The organism is Mesorhizobium sp. M0478 (assembly GCF_040321305.1).
In the GTDB taxonomy this organism is placed as follows: Bacteria; Pseudomonadota; Alphaproteobacteria; order Rhizobiales; family Rhizobiaceae; genus Mesorhizobium.
This window is the reverse complement of sequence record NZ_JAMYRH010000009.1, coordinates 1-19,599: the sequence shown is the minus strand read 5'-3', so window position 1 is coordinate 19,599 and position 19,599 is coordinate 1. Positions and strand designations below refer to the sequence as shown.

The 19,599-nt window shown below is 59.3% G+C and carries 17 protein-coding genes; 9 read left to right on the top strand and 8 right to left on the bottom strand.

Annotation, left to right across the window (positions count from 1 at the left end):
- Positions 1-146 precede the first annotated feature (146 nt).
- The 3 genes from NKI64_RS20990 (at position 147) to NKI64_RS20980 (ending at position 2,505) form a co-directional block, all read left to right on the top strand.
- Complete coding sequence (locus NKI64_RS20990; protein ID WP_023682888.1) at positions 147-542, top strand: GNAT family N-acetyltransferase; 396 nt, start codon at positions 147-149, stop codon at positions 540-542.
- Between the two features lie 23 nt (positions 543-565).
- A complete protein-coding gene (locus tag NKI64_RS20985) occupies positions 566-949 on the top strand; it encodes an ACT domain-containing protein (RefSeq protein ID WP_023682887.1) in 384 nt (127 codons plus the stop codon).
- Between the two features lie 122 nt (positions 950-1,071).
- Positions 1,072-2,505, top strand: a complete 1,434-nt coding sequence (locus tag NKI64_RS20980; protein ID WP_023682886.1) for an aldehyde dehydrogenase family protein — start codon at positions 1,072-1,074, stop codon at positions 2,503-2,505.
- Between the two features lie 62 nt (positions 2,506-2,567).
- Here the strand turns inward: NKI64_RS20980 and NKI64_RS20975 are convergent, their stop codons facing one another.
- From NKI64_RS20975 to NKI64_RS20940, 8 genes are all read right to left on the bottom strand, one after another.
- The gene (locus NKI64_RS20975; protein WP_023682885.1) at positions 2,568-3,878 is read right to left on the bottom strand and encodes an HlyD family type I secretion periplasmic adaptor subunit; all 1,311 of its coding nucleotides are present in this window, start codon (positions 3,876-3,878) and stop codon (positions 2,568-2,570) included.
- Positions 3,875-5,611, bottom strand: coding sequence for a type I secretion system permease/ATPase (locus tag NKI64_RS20970; protein WP_352669757.1), 1,737 nt, complete (start codon positions 5,609-5,611; stop codon positions 3,875-3,877). Before NKI64_RS20970 ends, NKI64_RS20975 begins: the two co-directional genes overlap by 4 nt.
- Positions 5,612-5,645: 34 nt before the next feature.
- Positions 5,646-6,068, bottom strand: coding sequence for a hypothetical protein (locus tag NKI64_RS20965; protein WP_023682883.1), 423 nt, complete (start codon positions 6,066-6,068; stop codon positions 5,646-5,648).
- Positions 6,069-6,140: 72 nt separating this feature from the next.
- The gene (locus tag NKI64_RS20960) at positions 6,141-9,482 is read right to left on the bottom strand and encodes a M10 family metallopeptidase C-terminal domain-containing protein (protein WP_352669754.1); all 3,342 of its coding nucleotides are present in this window, start codon (positions 9,480-9,482) and stop codon (positions 6,141-6,143) included.
- A 598-nt stretch (positions 9,483-10,080) separates the two neighbouring features.
- Complete coding sequence (locus NKI64_RS20955) at positions 10,081-10,584, bottom strand: hypothetical protein (RefSeq protein WP_352669751.1); 504 nt, start codon at positions 10,582-10,584, stop codon at positions 10,081-10,083.
- 284 nt (positions 10,585-10,868) lie between these two features.
- The gene (locus NKI64_RS20950; RefSeq protein ID WP_352669748.1) at positions 10,869-11,045 is read right to left on the bottom strand and encodes a hypothetical protein; all 177 of its coding nucleotides are present in this window, start codon (positions 11,043-11,045) and stop codon (positions 10,869-10,871) included.
- 249 nt (positions 11,046-11,294) lie between these two features.
- The gene (locus NKI64_RS20945; RefSeq protein WP_031199619.1) at positions 11,295-11,507 is read right to left on the bottom strand and encodes a hypothetical protein; all 213 of its coding nucleotides are present in this window, start codon (positions 11,505-11,507) and stop codon (positions 11,295-11,297) included.
- Positions 11,508-11,613: 106 nt separating this feature from the next.
- Entirely contained in the window at positions 11,614-12,240 is a 627-nt protein-coding gene (locus NKI64_RS20940) for a hypothetical protein (protein WP_352669745.1), read from the bottom strand.
- A gap of 362 nt (positions 12,241-12,602) precedes the next feature.
- Here NKI64_RS20940 and NKI64_RS20935 point away from each other — a divergent pair, with 362 nt between their 5' ends.
- From NKI64_RS20935 to NKI64_RS20910, 6 genes are all read left to right on the top strand, one after another.
- The gene (locus tag NKI64_RS20935) at positions 12,603-13,325 is read left to right on the top strand and encodes a LuxR family transcriptional regulator (RefSeq protein WP_023672561.1); all 723 of its coding nucleotides are present in this window, start codon (positions 12,603-12,605) and stop codon (positions 13,323-13,325) included.
- Positions 13,326-13,408: 83 nt separating this feature from the next.
- Positions 13,409-14,056, top strand: coding sequence for an acyl-homoserine-lactone synthase (locus NKI64_RS20930; RefSeq protein WP_352669742.1), 648 nt, complete (start codon positions 13,409-13,411; stop codon positions 14,054-14,056).
- A gap of 83 nt (positions 14,057-14,139) precedes the next feature.
- Complete coding sequence (locus tag NKI64_RS20925; protein ID WP_352669739.1) at positions 14,140-14,742, top strand: hypothetical protein; 603 nt, start codon at positions 14,140-14,142, stop codon at positions 14,740-14,742.
- Between the two features lie 154 nt (positions 14,743-14,896).
- On the top strand, positions 14,897-17,029 hold the full coding sequence (locus NKI64_RS20920; protein WP_352669736.1) for a hypothetical protein: 2,133 nt from the start codon (positions 14,897-14,899) through the stop codon (positions 17,027-17,029).
- Between the two features lie 36 nt (positions 17,030-17,065).
- Positions 17,066-17,800 (top strand): hypothetical protein, encoded by a 735-nt coding sequence (locus tag NKI64_RS20915; protein ID WP_352669733.1) that lies wholly within the window; start codon positions 17,066-17,068, stop codon positions 17,798-17,800.
- Between the two features lie 124 nt (positions 17,801-17,924).
- Positions 17,925-19,358 (top strand): M15 family metallopeptidase, encoded by a 1,434-nt coding sequence (locus tag NKI64_RS20910; RefSeq protein WP_352497336.1) that lies wholly within the window; start codon positions 17,925-17,927, stop codon positions 19,356-19,358.
- Positions 19,359-19,599 lie beyond the last annotated feature (241 nt).

Below are 19,599 nucleotides of genomic sequence, written 5' to 3'. Positions count from 1 at the left end.
GCCCAATAAAATTCCGGTTCGTTCGTTCCAGCCCCGCCCGCGACGTCTGCCGGCGGGGTTTTCATGTCTGGAGCCTTTGCCATGTCCAATTCTTCCATCCTGTTCGACCGGCCCAATCAGCGGACGCTGCCGCCATCAAGGACATTGTGCGTGCCGCCTATGCCAAATGGGTGCCTCTGATCGGCCGCGAGCCGCTGCCGATGCGCGCCGACTATGACAAGGCGGTCGCCGAACATCCGTTCGATCTCGCCATCGAAAATGGCCGCATCGTCGGCATGATCGAGACCATGCCGGCCGACGATCATCTCTGGATCGAGAATGTCTGCGTCGCGCCACAGGCGCAGGGCAGGGGAATCGGCCGGCTGTTGCTGGAACGGGCGGAGCAGAAGGCGCTGGAGGCCGGCTGCTTCGAACTGCGCCTGCTGACCAATGGCGCCTTCATGGCTAATGTGTTGTTGTACAAACGGCATGGCTATACGATCGACCGGGAGGAGCCGTTCATGAACGGCATCACGGTCTATATGAGCAAGAAACTGGGGTGATGGCCGATAACAGGGAGGATCGGATGGCAGTCAGGGTCCGGTTGAAGCCGCTCACGGGGCGGTATGCGGTTTCGCGCCTCGAAGCAAAAGACAGCATTCCCGGCTGGGCGGACGGGCCGGGCTTCGTCAGCATTACCAGGACCGACGACGAGCTTTCGGTTGTCTGCCTGCAGGATCGGGTGCCGGACGGGGTGAAGCATGACAGGGACTGGGTCGCCCTGAAACTCCAAGGTCCCTTTGCCTTCGACGAAACCGGCATCGTGCTGTCGGTAATAAAGCCATTGTCGGAAAACGAACTCGGCATTTTTCTGGTATCCACCTTCGATGGCGACCATCTGCTCGTCAAAGCCAAGGATGAAGCCGCGGCAAGGGGGCTTCTGGTCGCGGCGGGGCACACGCTTCTGTAGCCGTCGGCTCAATCGCCCGCCCTTGCGTTTGACATCGCTCTTGCCCCATCGTTATCCCTGAACCGATACGACGATCTGGCGATCGCCCCCCATCAATTCAGAAATCCCCCGAGGAGAAGCCCATGTCACACAATCTGCAGTTCTATATCGACGGCGTGTGGGTCGATCCTGTCGTGCCCAGCACACTCGACGTCATCGACCCGTCCAACGAAGATGCCTTCGCGCAGATTTCGCTCGGCTCCAAGGCCGATGTCGACAAGGCGGTCGCCGCCGCCAGGCGCGCCTTCGGCACGTTCGGCTTCACCTCGGCCGAAGAGCGGCTCGATATCCTCAAGCGCGTCATCGAGATCTACAAGAAGCGCAGCGCCGATCTGGCGCTGGCCGTATCGCGCGAGATGGGCGCGCCGCGTCAGATGGCACTCGACAGCCAGGTCGGCATTGGCCTGGCACATCTGCAGAAGATGGCCGAGGTGCTGAAGTCGTTCGAATTCCGCCACGTCAAGGGCTCGTCGCTCATCGTCAAGGAGCCGATCGGCGTCGTCGGCCTGATCACGCCGTGGAACTGGCCGCTGAACCAGATCACCTGCAAGGTCGGTCCTGCGCTCGCCGCCGGCTGCACCATGGTGCTGAAGCCCTCGGAAATCGCGCCGCTCGACGCCATCATCTTTGCCGAAATCATCGACGAGGCCGGCGTTCCCAAGGGCGTCTTCAACCTCGTCAATGGCGACGGCCCGGGCGTCGGCCAGGCGCTGTCCAGCCATCCCGATGTCGACATGATGTCGTTCACCGGTTCGACCCGCGCCGGCATCCTGGTCGCCAAGGCGGCCGCCGACACGGTCAAGCGCGTGCATCAGGAGCTTGGCGGCAAGTCGGCCAACATCCTGTTTCCCGATGTCGATCTCGAAAAGGCCGTCAGCAAGGGCGTCGCCGGCTGCTTCAGCAACTCGGGCCAGTCCTGCAATGCGCCGACTCGTATGTTCGTGCCGCGCGACCGCCACGACGAGGCGACCGGCTACGCCAAGACGGCGGCCGAAAAATTGACCGTCGGCCCGGCCGATGCGGCCGGCACCAAGCTCGGCCCGGTGGTCAGCCAGATCCAGTTCGACAAGATCCAGGACCTGATCCAGGCCGGCATAGATGAAGGCGCCACGCTGGTCGCGGGTGGACCGGGGCGTCCGGCCGAGCTCAACCGCGGCTACTATGTCCGCCCCACCGTGTTCGCCGACGTCACATCAGATATGCGCATCGCGCGCGAGGAAATCTTCGGGCCGGTGCTGGCGATCATGCCTTACGACACCGTGGAAGAGGCGATCGGCACCGCCAACGACACTGTCTATGGGCTGGCGTCCTACATCCAGGCCAAGGATATCGAGAAGGCCCGCGAAGTCGCCGCCCGCATGCGCACCGGCAATGTCTACATCAACTATCCGCAATGGGACGCCGGCCTGCCATTCGGCGGCTACAAGCAATCCGGCAACGGCCGCGAATACGCCGAATACGGGCTGGAGGATTTCCTCGAGATCAAGGGCATCGCCGGCTATGAGGCGGCGGAGTAGGCCTAACCCTTGGGGACCGGCAACCAGCCGGTCTCGAGGCTTCAGCTCTTAAAGGTGCGGCTTCATTCTTCGCGGAAGGCTTTCTGGATCTGATCCGACAGCGGCTTCACCAGATAGGAAAGCATCGTCCGGTCGCCCGTCGGGAAGAACACCTCGGCCGGCATGCCCGGCGCCAGCGCCAGCCCCCGCAGCTTGGCGACCTCGGTTTTCGGAAGCGCCACCCGCGCCACATAGAAGGCTGCTCCGGTACGCTCTTCGATGGTGAGATCCGCCGAGATCCGCGACAGCGTCCCGGTCAGCTCCGGCGTGGTTTGCCGATTGAACGCCGACAGGCGCAAAATCGCATTCTGGCCCATCGTCACCTGGTCGATATCCTGCGGTGCGATATGCGCTTCAACGGTCAGGTCGTCCGTCACCGGTACGATCTGCATCACCTGTTCGCCGGGGGTGATGACCCCGCCGATCGTATGCACCGCCAACTGCAGCACCACGCCATCCTGCGGGCTGCGCAGATCGATGCGCTTCAACTGGTCCTCGGCCGCTACCTTGCGTTCGACGAACTCGGAGATCTTTCCCTGGGTATCGCGTAAATCGGTCGCGACCTCGCTGCGAAGATCCTGGTCGATCTGGATGATCTGCAGTTCGATCTCGGACGCCTTGCCTTTCACCTGGGCAATTCCCGCGGTCAACTGGCCATGCTCGCCTTCGAGCCGCACCGCGTCCCGTTCCAGCGACGTCATGCGGTCGATTCCTATCAGCTTGCGATGCCAGAGCGACCGCACACCTTCCAGCTCGATCCCTATCAGCTCGATCTCGCGGCGTTTCGCCTGCAGCTGCTCGGTCAGGCCGGCACTCTCCTGCTTCAACTGCGCGATCCGTTCGCGCAATTGCGATCGCTGGCCAGACCGCGCCTGGTGCCGGAAATCGAACAGCGATTGTTCTCCGGCCATCGATGCGGCGACACCGGCTTCGTCGCGCCGCGATGTCAAAACGTCCGGAAAGCTGATCGTGTCCTTGCCGTCACGCTCCGCCTCCAGGCGCGCCAACCGTGCATAAAACTCATCCAGACCTTTTGAGACGATCGCCAGATTGGCGCGCGTTGTCGTCTCGTCCAGCCGCACCAGAATATCGCCCGCCTTGACCCGGTCGCCTTCACGCACCCTGATCTCGCCGACCACGCCGCCCGTCGGATGCTGAACCTTCTTTACATTGGAATCGACCACCAGCCGGCCAGCTGCGATCACCGCACCCGACATCTTGGTCACCGCCGCCAGGCCGCCAACACCTCCGACAAGCAGCAGACAGGTAGCAACGCCAGCCACGAGATAGCGGCGGACCTGCCGGTGATGCAAAGCGCTTCTGTCCTCGCTCATGCCGGAACGCCTCGCTCCGTGGTGGCAACGACCTTGAGCGGCGCTGCCGATCGGAAGACCTTGTTCAGCACCTCGTCCTTCGGACCGAAGGCCTGCACATGGCCATTGGCCATCACCAGCACCGTATCGACATTGGCCAGCACACTGGACCGGTGCGCGACGACGATAACGATGCCGCCGCGGTCCCTGATGCCCTGGATCGCTGCGGACAAGGCCACTTCACCCTCCGAGTCGAGATTGGAATTCGGCTCGTCCAGGATGACCATGAACGGATCGCCATAAAGAGAGCGCGCCAGCGCGACACGCTGGCGTTGCCCCGCCGACAGCGAGGCGCCGGCTTCGCCAACCTTCGTGTCGTAACCGTCGGCCAGATGCACGACGAGATCATGCACGCCGGCGGCCTTGGCTGCCGCAAGCACCATGTCGGATGACGCATCCGGGTCGAAGCGGGCGATGTTCTGCGCAATCGTGCCGTCGAACAACTGCACATCCTGCGGCAGATAGCCGATATGTTTACCCAGCTCGTCGGCCGGCCACTGGTCAAGCGTCGCGCCGTCCAGCCGCACGGCGCCGCGCGCCGGAAGCCAGACACCTGCAAGCGTACGCACCAGCGATGATTTGCCGGAAGCACTCGGGCCGATGACCCCCAGGCCTGCTCCCCTGGCCAGTGAAAAACTTGCATCCCACACCACCGGCGTGCGTTCGCCCGGCGGCGCGACACTGACATTCTCGACCGCCAGCGCGCTGACAGGCGCGGGCAGGGTCACGCCGGTTGCGCCTTCCGGCAGCGCGGACAGAAGCTGCTTCAGGCGTGCCCAGCTTTGCCGCGCCGAAATGAAACCCTTCCAATGCGCTATCGCCAGTTCGATCGGAGCCAGCGCCCTGCCCATCATGATCGAGCTTGCGATCATGATGCCGCCGGTCGCCTCTTGCTTGATGACCAGATAAGCGCCGATCGCCAGCATTGCCGATTGCAGCATCAATCGCAGGATCTTGGAAATCGTGCCAAGCGTTCCCGCGACATCGCTGGCCGCCGCATGGGCGTTCAGGTACTCGGCATTGACGGCAGACCACCGCTCGGCGATACGCCCGCCAAAACCCATGGCCTGCATGGCTTCGGCATTGCGCCTTGTCGCCTCGGCCAACGTGCTGCGGACGGCTGCGTGCTGTCCGGCGATCCTTGTCGGGCCGCGGGTCCGGAATTCGGCCAGAAGCGTCAGTGCAAACAGGACAACGGCGCCGGCAAGCGCGGTAACGCCGATCCAGAAATGAAAAATGAAACAGATGCCGATATAGAGCGGCATCCATGGCAGGTCGAACAAAGCGGTCGGTCCGGCACTGCCGATAAAGGATCGGACCTGATCGAGATCCCGTAGGGGTTGCAGCCCGTCGCCGGAAGGCTTGGCGCGCAGCGGCAGGCGCATCAGCGCCGAATAGACCGACGGGCTCAGCTTTGCGTCCAGCTCCTGTCCCAGCCGCACCATGAGGCGGGAGCGGATCAGCTCCAGCACTCCCTGAAACACGAACAATGTTCCCGCAAGCACCGCCAGGCCGACCAGCGTCGGCACGCTGCGACCCGGAACGACGCGGTCGTAGACTTGCAACATGAAGAACGAGCCGGTCAGGGTCAGCACGTTGACGACCCCGCTCATCAGGACGATGCCCGAAAACGCACGTCGAAACGACGCCAGGATTCCGACCAGCGTAAGCGGCGTCGATGGCGTCAGCTGCATGCAGGCTCGCAATCAGGATATGGCATCTCGTCCTTCAATAGATAACTGCCTTGAGTGTGACATGGACGGGCAAGCCGGCCTGGAACTGCGCGCTGCCCCGCGCCACCAGCCAGCCGTCCGCACGCTCCAGGCGCGCAACGACCTGCAGCGTTGGTGAAGCGGTCGAGCTTGCGGGCAGGGGCAAGGAAAATTCTATCGTCTTTGAGCCGCCCTCGCTCTTGAGGCTGGTTTTGGCGGCGCGGCGTCGCCCACTGTCCTGAATGGCGGGATCCTCAAGATAGATCTCGAGATGACCTTCCGGGATAGCCTTGCCGCCCACAAAGGTGACGGCGCCGCGAATATCTGTTGCGCGAATATCTGGCGCGCGAATATCTGGCGATTGCGCTGCCGCTGCCCCGGTGGCCGCGGCGACTGCCGCAACTCCGGCGGCCATTAACACTGTGCGGCGGTCAGTCATCGCGTCCTCTCCCTTTTCACTGCGCTGGGGTATGCGGGAGGGCAGCCTGACGGCACCCCTCCCGGCAACGCGTTAGATGACAATGAAGTCTGCAGCCGAAAGATCCAGATTTGTGTTCAGGTGTGCAAACTGAACGGCCGCTCCCTGTCCGGAACCATCGGCGTCGTAAGACAATATTCCACTGTCGGTGTCGTAGATGATGCGGTCGTCGGCATCATGAGCAGCGCCGGCTGCGCTCTTGTAGAATGAGCCCAGGGCGAGGGCGCCGTCGCCGCCAACGCTGGCAAAGATGAGGTTGTCCAGCAGGATCGTATCGTCGGCGACCTTGAAGTCCTTGATCCAGTCGATATTGCCGTTCCCGAGTTCTGTCGAGAAGCGGAAATAGTCGTCGCCGGCGCCGCCGGTCAGCGTATCGGCAGCCAGCCCGCCATCCAAAAGGTCGCTGCCGCCGCCGCCGTTGAGCGTATCGGCGCCCGCAACGCCCGGCTGAGCTGGTGCCGGCGGGAATTCGACCGACACGTTCAGCTTGTAAGTCGAGCCCTCCGGCACGGATTCGACCCAGCCATCGCCAGGAGCCGAGTCCGACCATTCGCCCTCCACAATATAGTAGGTTCCGGTTTCCGGAACGATGAAGCTGGTGCTCGAATCGCGGCCGTTGTTGGAACCGGGGTCGTTGCCGCCATCGTCGTTCTGGGCGACGATATTGCCATCGCTGTCCAGCACCCTGACGATGCTGTCATGGACATTGGGGTCGGCAATGCCATCGATGTCGATGGTGATGATCGTGCCGGCGGCCAGGTTGATGCTGTAATATCCGCCCAAGCCGTTTCCGGTGGCATTGACGGTGGTGTGAAGGGTGGTCGTCGAATCGAAGATGTCGGGGTCGGCGGTCAGCGAGAAGTTGTTCGAGATGTCGAAGGCGGTCGAGACCGAATTGTTGGTCGCGTCCGGTCCGAGCGTGGCGTAGCCGGTGCCCATGCCCGGGCGTGGCGGAGCATCGCCCTGATAGGCGAAATCGCCGAGCAGGGTGTCATCGCCGCCGCCGCCGTCGATCTTGTCGGCGCCGCCCTGGCCGGTCAGCACATTGGCCGCGCCGTCGCCGGTCAGGTGATCGTTGAAGCCCGAGCCAGCCAGATTTTCGATCGAGATATAGGTGTCGCCGCCGGATTTGCCGCCACCCAGTTTGAGGTTTTGCCCGCTGGCCGCGTCGGCGTAGTCCGCCGTGTCGCTGCCGGCGCCGCCATTCAATATATCGGCGCCGCCACCGCCGGTCAGCGTGTCGTTGCCGGCGCCGCCGGAAAGTTTGTTGGCCTGGGCGTTGCCGATGAGATGGTCGTCGAAGAACGACCCGACGGCGTTTTCGAAGCCGACCAGGATGTCGTGCCGGATAACGGTGCCGCGCCCGACGATCTGCACCGGGCCATCGCCGTCGCCGCCATTGGCCGTGCCATTGGCGAGGTCGATCGTCACGCCGGCGGAGCTGCCTTCGTAGACGACCGTATCAATGCCGGCGCCGCCATCCAGATAGTCCTGGCCGGCGCCGCCGATGATCGTGTCGTTGCCGGCTTCACCGTACAGGATGTCGCCGTCATTGCCGCCATCCAGTATGTCGTTGCCGCCGCCGCCGTTGAAATAGTCGCCGCCGCCCCGGCCCCAGAAATGATTTGCCGCCGACGTACCGATGAAACGGTCGATGCGGTCATCGGAGCCGATCAGGTTCTCGATGCTGTAGAAGGTGTCGCCCGTGGCGGTTCCGCCGCTGGCCACGTTCGTCTCGAGATTGACGAGCAGCTGGAAGGGGCTCTCCTTGCTGAAGTCGACCGTGTCGACGCCGGCGCCGCCCCTGAATATATCGACGCCATCCTGGCCGCTCAGCGTATCGTCGCCGTCGCCGCCGTCGAGGATGTCGTTGCCCTGGCCGCCGAGGATCGTATCGTTGCCGCGGCCGCCATAGAGCGTGTCATTGCCGTCGTCGCTCTCGGTCTGGTCTGGAAGGTCGGCGACATCGATGGTGTTGTTGATGTCGCGGCTGGCGAGCGAGTCGCGGCCGCCGATGATGAGATCATCGCCGCCCTGACCGAAGATCGTGTCGTCGCCGGCGCCGCCGTCGAGCGTATTGTTGCCATTGTCGCCGAAGATGACGCTGGTCATCGTGTTGTCGCCGATGGTCGGTGCGGTTTCGGTGCCGCCGTCTCCAGGCTGGAGTGTCGACTCGTCGGCGTAGATGATGTGTTCGACGTTGGCGATTTTCCGGATATTCAAGTTCCGGTTCAGCAGAACGACCGTGTCATTCCCGCCATTCGCTTCCTCGCGCACGATGTCGTCGAGAGAATCGACGAAGTAGGTGTCGTCGCCGCCATTGCCGGCCATGCGGTCGCCGCCGCCGCGGCCATCCAGCACGTTGGCTCCGTCATTGCCGATCAGGACGTCGTCATAGCTGCTGCCGATGCCGTTCTCGATGTAATAGTCGGTGCCGTCGGCGTTGTGCCCGGCAAAGATCGACACATTGTTGCTATGGCCGTTGACGCTGGAGAACTGCCCGGCGCGCAAATCGAGGATCGTGCCGGCAGTCGAGCCGGAGAAGTCGATCGTGTCGGTTCCGCCGGTGTCATGGATGACAAAACCGATATCGTGCTGCATGCCCGAGGAGGTCAGCCGGTAGCCATCCACAGCACTGCCGAAGCCGTAGACGTTGTCGCCCGTGTTGAGATCGATATGCTGATAGGTGCGCACGCCGTTCTCGTCGACGGTGGAGAAAAAGCGGCGGATGACCGCCTCGATGTCGGCCATCATCGGCGTTGACGCCGACCAGCGGCTGGTTTCACCGACATCGATCCCGTCGAAATAGGACATGACGCTGTATTGCTGACGGTCGTAGGTCCAGGTCGCATTGTTCAGATAATTGATCTGTACGCCGCCGGGGCCGCTGTAATTGTAGAGCCCGGGGTGGTTCAGCCCGAACTCATGACCGAATTCATGGATGAAGGAATCGAAGACATAGCCGCCAATATCCGTCTTGTTGACCTCGGTGTCGTGGAAACGCTGGCCGATGCTGACATAGCGGTCGTTGGAATAGGCGCTGCCGTCGTCCTCTTCGCCCAGTTCGGGGCTGACAACCTGCATCCAGTCCGTTGCGCTGTTGTAGGGTGCATTGTCGACGATTTCGAACTTCAAAGGGGTGACACTGGCCCACATCTGCAAGGCGCCGATCGCGGCGGCCTTGTATTCGGGATGGTCATTGAGCTCGGAGACATTGATTCTCAGCGTTCCCGCCGCGATCGCCGGCGTTATCGACCGGTCCAGCGCTCCAAGGTAGGTGAGGAAGGCTCCGTAATCTTCGCTTTTGCCGTACGGGTTGTCCGGCGTCTGGTCGTTGACCCACCATTGATCGCTGGTTTGGCTTGGGTTCGGCATCCTTGGGACTCCTTGGTCTCGCAGCCGTGGCAATTGCGGCTGTACGGTTTAGCAGTTGCCAACCACCGACAAGCATCGTTTGCGCTTGCCGGTCGAGCCCCGTCCCAGTGGGAACAATGCTATTGGAATCTTCGCTTGTCTAGCCTCTGTTCGCGCTCAGTACATGTGAAGGTTCTTGGGCGCGCTTGTACCGGCGGGTTTGAGATACTCGTTTGGTGTTAATTGAGCTATCGCTAATCTATGGTCGTACCTCGCCCGCCATGCGCACCACAATGTCTGCATCAACCATCCCGGCTGGCGCAGGCTGCCGGTCGGGCGGCGCAAAGCAATCCGGCAACGGCCGAATACGCCGGATACAGGCTCGAGGATTTCCTCTCGATCAGGGGCATCGCAGGCTACGAAAGCGGCGGAGTAAGCTTCCGTCTTTCGCTCAAACGCCGGTATGCGCGCTGTTGCCTTTCGCGGGCGGGGCAGGCGGCGGGACCACCGCCTTCGTGCTCTCGCCGGGGGCGTCGACCGGGACGAGGGTTATCGCGCCGGGTTGGGAAAATGATCGAGCGTTGCGCAAGGGCACGAGGGCGGAACGCGCAGGCGTGCTTCAGAAACCCGCCCGGCGGGCGAAATGTTCATAGGTCACGCGCCAGGGGTCGCTCTCCGCGCGTCTCTCCTCGCCGATCCAGTGAAAGCTGTCGGCGGTGATCTCGGTGAACCGCCACCGGGCCTGCAGCCCGCGCGAGTCCTCGCCGATCTGGACGATGTCCTTGCCTTCGGCCCGCCCGATCTGGCGCGAGTAATCCTGGTTGAGCGGATCGCTCCAGATAATGTGCCAGCCACCGATCCCGGGATCGAAGACGCGCAAGGTCGTGCCATACATGGTGGACGGGGCAGGGCGCCTGGGCCTGATCCAGATGTCCTGAATGGCGCGGCCTTCGAGCACCCAGCCAAAGTGACGCTCCCCATCCCATTTCTGGATTGTGCCGTCGCTGCGGTGGTGGAGCGTCTCCATGTCCCAACTGCCGATCAACCATCCATACAGGTCCATGTCTTTCGCCCGGTCGGCTGGCGGACCTTCGGATGCGAGAGCGGTAAGAAACGTCGCCATGATTGTCTCCAGGCAAGCCGCGCCGAAACGCTGGGCGTTCCAACCCTTGCACCGTTGCGGGTTCCTGGTCTTGGGAAAAATTGCGGTAATGCTGCTGTGAAGGCAGCCGGCCTTCCGCGTTCGCGCCATACCAAATCTATGCGTGAATGCTAATGTAGCGTCGGCGGGTACCCCAATGCCCGCCTGGCCGGCGCCTCCTCAGGCAATCTCTTGATGAGCGGCGCCGGCCGCTGATTTGGGCGGCGACCAAATTCCCGCCGGAGGAATATGAGGCGGGTAGGCGATTATTGCTGGGCAGTTTTGGCAAGCATTCCGATATCGGTCTGTATCCCCAGAACGTCCGCTGCCCAATCGCGCAGTTCCGGAGAGGCATCGCCGGATTTCATGATCGACACGGCCAAAGCGGCCATGTCCGCGGGCGGCTTGTTGTTTGAAGCCACATAGGTGAAATAGCCGGCCATGATGGCGCGTCCCACCGAAATGACCGGTGGGACGATTTGGAGTGCCGCCAAAGCTATTGCGCGCCAGCGGCCTGATCGGCTGGGTGCCGGAAGCTCATCCTCATCCACAAGGTTAGTCCATTCCACACTGCTCACCAGCCGGGAGAACGTTCTCCGTGAGGATTGTCTACATTAGTTAAAATGCGGATAGATCCGCGTTGGGATGCCGAGGAACCTCGTCAAAGCGCACCGAGGGCAATGCCCACTGCGCTAGGCGAAATAGATCAACAGGGCGAGGAGTCCAAAGACAACGATAAGGCCAACTGGCCAATACCGTACGATCTGATCAGGATATTTCTCGCTCAGGCTAAGCAACCGGTCCTCGTAAGGGAGACGACTAAAGCCTGCCGGGCCGTTCTGTTGCTTGATGTCCCGGAGGATGCGGCGCGATTCCCTGATATCTCTGTCCTCTCGTTCGGCCATTGCATAAGTCCTTCCTGCCGGGACCGATCTTAGCTTGTTTACGTGAAGTGCCCAACAGCGTCGACCGGATCGCACGCCAGCGGCGCATGACATCATTGGAACCCAATCAATTCTCGGGCGGCGCCTCATCTTGCCAGCCGGCCAGCTCCGGCAGGTCGTCCAGCCAGCTTTTCTCCGTCATCAAGATTTCGCCGGCCTGTGGTGCCGCCTCAGTGGCGTTTTGAATAAGCCAGTCCATCCACTGTCGATAAGCGGCTGGGGCCAGTTCGGGCGGCAGCACCTTGGCTTTGGCCAGCATGCGTTTACGGAAGCTGAGCTGCCTGCGCAGTTTGGTCGTCGTGAATTTTATCGCCTTGCCCTGGTATTCCACCGTCCAGCGCCCATCGCCGTGGCTGGTCAGCCTGTCGATGGCAAAACCGGCATCGACCGGCCTGTCCCGCCAGGGAAGCTCGATGGCGTTCCGCCTCAGATCGAGAGCCCATCGCCGGTAGTCGGCCCCGGTACGCTGCGGCGGCAGCACGCCAGCCTGTTCGAGGATTTTCCTGCGAAAGGTCGGCTGCTTCTTGATCTGGCCGGTCGTCAGTTCGATGCGGTGCCTACGCAATTCGACATGCCAGCGGATCCTGCCGTTGCCGACATACTTGACTAACCTGTCGATGACGAACGCGTCCTCGGTAAGCGTCACGCATCCCTGCCTGATGCGTTCGAGAATGTACTGGCTATCGGTGGGCATGAAGCGGCCTCGTGCGGGAATCTTTCACGAAGCTTAGCCAGTGGCACGCGCCAGCGCGCCACCAATTTTTTCGCTTCGCAAGGCGCGCTGGTGTCGTAATGGGTAGGAAGTCGCCATGACCGCTTGGTTTCGGGACAACGGGACTGTTGCAACCCAATAGCGCTGCGGCAGCGCCAACTCAATGCGTGTGGACGGACTTTGAAGGGCAGCAGGCATGTTCTGCTGCGGCAACTGCCCTGAGTCGTAGCCTGAGCTCCGTGTTCAGAAGAACTCTGCTTCGGCCGTGCTTATTTTCATATCAAAATATCTAATTTATCGTATAAATTCGTAGTATATTACGGCTTGGAGGTGGGGCCTCTGTCATGATCGATTCAGACGTGTTCGACTTTGTCGAACGCTGCAGGAGGCACACGTCGACAGGTCCGCTTCTGGGTGACCTGCTCGAAACCGTGAGGAATCTCGGCTTCGAGCACCTTATCCTGAGCGGTGTGCCGCTCGGTGGGCAGAAGCTGGCTCCGATGGTTGAGTTGAACGGTTGGCCCGAGGGCTGGTTTGAACGCTATGTCGAGGCCGAGCATGCCGCTGTCGACGGCGTTTGCATCTATTCGGCGAAGACGTTGAAGCCATTTCTTTGGGCCGATGTGCCGGCAAAATGGTCCGGCACGGCAGGCTCCCGACGCGTTGCCGGCGAAGCGACGGAGTTCGGCATTTCAAGCGGCTTTGCCGTGCCCATGCTCAGCGTTCACCATTGGCAATCCGTGCTGTCGTTTGCCTCATCCGCGAAATCCTGCACGCTCTCGCCACGACAACAGGTCCAACTGGTGACGATGGCGGTCTATGCCGGCATGTCGATCCAGGCCTTATCCAATGACGATGGCGGCGACGAAGGTCTGCTGACCGATCGGGAGAAGGAAGTACTTTTGTGGGCGGCGGCCGGCAAGACTTCGTCGGAAACATCCCAGATTCTTGGTTTGACCGAGCGGACTGTCAAATGGCACTCGACGCGGGCTCGCGAGGCTTTTGGCGTCGCTACAACCACGCAAGCAGTCGTTGAAGCAGTGCGCAGGCGTTTGATTCACCCTTAATGTCGTCAACTGTCCGATCGGACAGGTGACGTACTTTAGCATGACTGCAACTATTCCTCCGAGAACGGTCGGGGGATCGCGCTATGATAACTGCTCATATCGTCAATGCGCAGAACAAACATCTATATGAAAACGAATTTGATGAGTTTTTGCGCCGACGTCACGACTTTTTCGTGCATCAAAAAAGATGGCGCCCTCCGAGCCCGGATGGTCGAGAGCTAGACCAATTCGATACGGACGCAGCGACTTATCTGCTGGGTATCGAAGACGGTCGCGTGGTGACTTCGGCTCGGCTGATCCCAACAAGCGAGCCGCACATGGTCTCGGAGGTCTTTCCTCACATGTGCGAAAAATCGGGCGTCCCGCGGCGTCCCGATTGGGCCGAATGGACGCGCACCTTCGTCGTTCCCGACAAGCGCTCAACCGGGCTGAGGGGTACACTGACGCAGCTCTGCTGCGCGGTGATGGAATACGCACTCGATGAAGGCCTTAGCGCCGTCGGCGGCGTCCAGGAAACCTACTTCATGCCCCACCACGGCGCGCTGAAGTGGCGGGCCGAGCCGATGGGCATGGCCAGGGAAGAAAACGGCGAATGGTACATCGTTGCTTATATCGAGGTGAATGAAGCGGCACTGGCGAGTGTGCGGAAGATTCTGCGCATCGATCATTCGCTGTTGGTCCGGCGTGGAACAGGGCCATTGTTCGTCGAAAATGCTCGGAAATTTGCCTAGGCCGTTCAGGGGTTCGATCTGTCGTAAATGATGGAGCAGGTACACGTTGGCGTTTAGTCGGCTGTGGAGCATGGAGTTGTGAGATGTCCAAGTTTGCTCGATTCTTAATCGGAGGCGTTGGAGGGTTGCTTCCTATTGTTGCGACTTTGGTCACTGTTGACGTTGCTGCGTTCGCTTACTTGATAGATCACGACGGTCTCTCCGAAGGAATGTGCGTTGGTTACATGATCCGAGTTGTAGCGCTGTTTGTGCTCGGCGGAATAATGGCTGCCGTGAATAGCGATGTCCTAAACTCATTGGCCCTAATACAGATTGGAATTGCCGCACCGGCGTTGGTTACTTCCGTTCTCAGCGGGGCGTCACTTGGTGAAAAAAGCCCCATATCACCTCAATCCAGCAGTTGGAACCTATTAGTTACTCAAGCTTTCGCCGAGGAATTGACGAGTGGAAAGGGACGAAAGGTAGCGAGCGGCTTCTGGGGCGACGTCATAAAGGGAACTATACCTGGGTTACAAGTTCCGCCGGATGTGGAAAATACGGACGTGCCGAAATACAAAATAGAAGATAATAGCAATGGGTTCTGCTTGAACATGACCGATGACCAGGTTCAGAAGCTTGGTGGAGGCGGCGCTCTGGTAAAGATCTTTCCTGAATCCCAGTATGTAGTCGAGCCAGGGCCATGCTGAGTTATTCAAGAGATTCTCCTAAAAACTGGTCACTGTTATAAGGGCGGGCATACGAAACAGGCTGTGAGGAAACGGATCTGCGGCAAGCGAGCCGTCCAACCAGGAAATATTTGAAGCAGGAAATATTGAAGCCGATACCTACAGGTAGAGTTCAATGTCCACTAAGAGTTCAGCTCATAAAATGGAAGCAAGGCACAATTTGTCCTGGGTGCTAATAAAATATCTTTTTAGAATAGTTACGTTTATTGGTTTTATGGTGGTGGCTGCTGCAATTATATTTACCTATCGCCTTGATTTTTTTGCACATCTGGTTGCGGACAGAGTGTTGGCCAATGCTGTGATGCCTGTTGCGCATGAAATGCCGGAAACCACGGGGCAGGTCTCCTATTCATCGGAAGACATCCAAATCATTGGCGGGCGAGGCGAAGGACTGAGTTGTAGTCTACCGCCGCAACTGGCTCGCCGCGCCTTTCCGCAGGAAGCAGGATGGGAGCCAATCGGACTCCAGATGCGCCAAGCCTGTGCAACGCATGATTATTGCTATCGGCACGGTAGCGCTACTTACGGCTACGCTCAGGCAGACTGTGATTTCATGCTGCAAGAACAGGCATTTCGACTTTGCCTATTTATTGATAAAGCATCTGACGATCCTACTGATGAGGAAAGGAGTAAATGCATCAGAGATGCCCGCCTAGTAACGCTTGGCGTAAGAGTAGGTGGTGGTGATTCTTTCCGTTCGTATCGTGCCAAAGGCGAGACGCCAGCTGCGGAAGATGGGATCGTGGTTGACGATCATGCCTCAACCTATTTCGAATATGACCCCTACCCGGTCCGATCGGGTTCATATGCAGTCTATCGCGTGGCAGATGCACCTGACGGTACGGAGGGGCAAAGCAAGGGAAAGGCCGTTTACAAATTTTCGATCAGGCCATCTGGAGCGTTTGTCTCCAGAGCTGCCGACAACGGGCGGTTTGAGCTGATCGCCGTCATTCCGGGAGATCCCGCTTATTTGGTCGGCGCGCCATTCATCGTGCGATCGCGGCACAATGGTCGAGATGAGGACTGGTTCGTCTGGTGGCAGAGACGTAGCCTTGAGGGAACCGGAGGCAGAATACTGGCGATCGCGCCACGCCGTGCTTCGACAAACGACTGGAAGTGTTTGTATCTGTCCGCAATGCCTGATGCGATGGCCGACGAAGGCAAGCCATGCAACACCAAGACGACGTCCATGTTGACCGTATTTCTTGGAATGCCTAAGCACTACGATGACATCGAAACCTCAGAACTCGTACCGGCCTACTATGGTCGAATCAAAGATGATACGCTTCTGTTATCCGCGTTGCAGACTCACAGTTGCCTTGAAGGCGCCAACAGCCTTTGTTTTCGTGATATTTCGATCAGTACCACCAGCGGTCAGAAGTTACAGCAGCAGGAACCTCTTCGTGTAACGGATCGGTTCTCACCCGAGGTTCCAGGGAAGAAGCAGCAAGACAACAACCGATATCGGAACTTCGTTTCCCATCCTCTTATCCTCACAACCAGCGATCGACAGCCTGTCCTCGTCTGGCTGCGTAGAGACGCCGACTACGAATCGAGTGCCAGTTTGAGGCGTATGGGCATATCCCATAAGGGCGATGCGCCTAAAGACTACACAGGCCGTTCCCGTGGAACGGTGGAGCTCGCCGATCTTGAAGAATCGGATGAGCCTCTCATCGTGGCAGGGCGGACAACATCACACCCGAGCCTGGTCAGCCTCCGAAATGTCGATAAAGCAGGCAAGCAACGCTTGCTGGTCCGCCAATGGCATCTGCCGCCGCTGGCGGATGGCGACGAAAATGGCGTTCTCCCATCGATAATTGCCGACTCAACGAGTTGCGCGCCGGATCTTCCCGGTGATTGGCTGGTCCGGCCGCCAATTGGCATCGGCGGGAGAGACGGGAGCGAGACAATTGTGTTGTCGCGCATTTTTTCGAAGGAGCTGCAGGGCGAAAACTATTCGCTCCAACTGGCCCTTTTCACAATCGGAGCGGACGGAAGGTGTGCGGGAGCAGTTCATCTTGGGCCAACCTTGCCGCTCGCCGACCTTATGCCAAGCGACTCCAAAGCTGACAAGGAAGACCCGGCAATCAACAGACGTCGGCTGGAACGGATGAGGCAAGCGCCGGTCCTCGTAGAGGATATGCTTGATAATGGAGATCTCGAGATATTGTTCCCGGATCCAAAGAGGGGTGGAGTCGTCATCCGTCTATCTCGAATCAATAGAAATATGGATTTCGTCCAACCATAATCTCCAATAATAGTCTATGGACAACAGGAGTAAGCAATGCGTTCCATAATAATCGGACTTCTTGCATCTCTCGTCCTTATACTGATTTTGGCGGCGAGTTATTTTCTGATAAAATCTGATATTTCTGTCGTCGTTGGCCTGCCAATGCTGGTGGTTGGAGCTGTCGTTGTCATGCTTTGCCTTCTGGCGTCGATGTCAGTCCTCTACGCATCGTTCGATCTCCAGGACAAAACGCAAGCTTTGGCCCTCCCGGAGGGATCAATACGAGCGGTCATCGCTCTCATGCTCATCGTGCTATTTGCAATTCTCGCGATCTATCTCTTCGGCAGTATCTCTTCTGGTCAACTGACCGCACTGGATGGCCTCAGTGAAGGTCAGAAGGATCAGGTGACACAAATGCACCCGGGTGGGGACGTGATCTCGGTCTTGACCGACAAAGGTACATATCGCGTTTGGGTCAGGACGGAATCTTCAGCGGCGGGGGTCGATTTTGCGAAGCAGCTTCTAATACTTGTCGGAACCTTGGTTACATCGATATCCAGCTTCTATTTTGGAACGAGGTCATCGGGCGATCCAACAAAGGCGCTCGAAGCTCAGGCGGACGCGACCCGGCTGCTTGCGCAGAAAGCTGCCGCAGATCAGCCGGCAGTCCAGGATCCTCCGAGCGAACAAGAGCCGGATGAAGAGGAAAGGGGCGCGGCGGACGACGCCAAAGCGCCCGATAACAAACCAAAATCGGATGCCGAGCTTGCTGCAAATGCAAGTGGCTGAACAGCAGGTCATTAGCCGCGTGGAATGACGGTTCGTTGCGTCACGCTTTTGTTCTTCATCAAGGAACGACGCTGGACCTGCTCACAGGGATCGTCGTTTCCATTGCGATCGTGGAGATTTTACAATGATCTTGAACACCGCGCAGCTTCGCCAGAAGTGGCAGTCGTTCCAATGCTCCGAAACGACCATGGTGGTGGTGCCGTTCGGTCCCGACAAAATCCGGATAGCGCCCCCGACGGCTGAGGCTTTCCAGGCGCTTGCAACGGTAATGGCACATCACGACTACATTATCAGGGTTCAAGACACCGACAGCTACAATTGCCGGGCGATTACAGGTGGCACGGCGAAGAGCCTGCACTCATTTGGAATCGCGCTTGATGTGAACTGGACTACCAATCCTTACATTGACCATGGCGGAGTACGCAGTGTCCGGTTTTCGCAGAAGCTAACGCAAGATGAACGCGCAGGCGACGTGCGTGCTGGGAAAGCCGATACCGACATGAGTTCGGCCATGATCGATGACGTTACCGCCATCTGCACCAAATCTGGCGAGCGAGTTTTCCTGTGGGGTGGTCGCTTTGAAGATCGCAAGGATTGCATGCATTTTCAAATCGACCTGTCGCCACAGGACCTGGCTGTCGGGATCGATACGGCAACCGTCGCAGGCGCGGCTGCTGGCCACGCAATTGTCGGCGGCTTCGGCGAAGGCGATGCAAATCTGCCAAACGCGCAACCACTCAGCGCTGGCGCATGTATTGTCAATGCGCGCAACGGCCTTCGCTTGCGCTCAGGCCCAACTCAAACTGCGACAATCGTCAAGGTGTTGCCGTTCGGCACGACGGTCGCAGTACTGCTTCAACAAGGCGACTGGTCAATGGTAGACCTGCAGTCGGATGGTGTCGCCGATGGCTTCGTGCTTACCAGCTTCTTGCAGCAGGGCGGCAACGAGGGCGTTGTTGTTCCTGCTCAGAATGTTGGCGCGACCGATTCAGTCGACAAATTCACCCCCGATCTTGTCACGAAAATGTTCCCAGTGACGCCCAAGTCGAACATTGCTGCCAACCTGCCATTTGTCCTTCAGGGACTTGTGAGGATTGACTTGACTGACTCGGAAATGGTTTTGATGGCACTTGCTACAATTCGTGCGGAAACCGAAGGGTTCGTTCCGATAAGCGAAGGGCGGAGTAGATTCAATACAATTTCAACGCCATTTGATCGGTATGAGGGGCGTGCCGATCTCGGCAATATTTTTGCAGGCGACGGGCCACTCTTTCGAGGGCGGGGCTACGTACAATTGACCGGTAGGGCCAACTACCAGACAATTGGAGATGCAATCGGGGTCGGACTTGTAACCAGTCCAGAACTTGCAAATGCCCCTGCTACAGCCGGATTGATATTAGCGCAGTTTCTGAAAAACCATGAGCAGCGTGTGAGGCGGGCACTTGCAAATAACGACCTTAGGGAAGCGAGACGCGCGGTGAATGGTGGTGTCCATGGGCTGGACCGCTTTGTGGATGCCCTTGAAAGAGGAAGGCGCGCCTTGGCAGTTCCCGCGTAGCCTAGTTTAGCGAGACCAGAGTACCGCCTTTGGCTCAATCCCCTGCTGGTTTAATTCATCGAATTCGAGGAACTCTCGCGCACCAAGGAGGCCTACGAAAAAGCATCATTGGAAAAGACAGTCCGACTCAAAGTCAGGTGCCCTTCCCGAGAGATGGGTGACAGTTCATTCCGGAGACATGGGTTACACTTTCGGCCCTTTGCAAGGAGAGCAAGGTGCCTTGGAAGGAGTGTAACGTCAT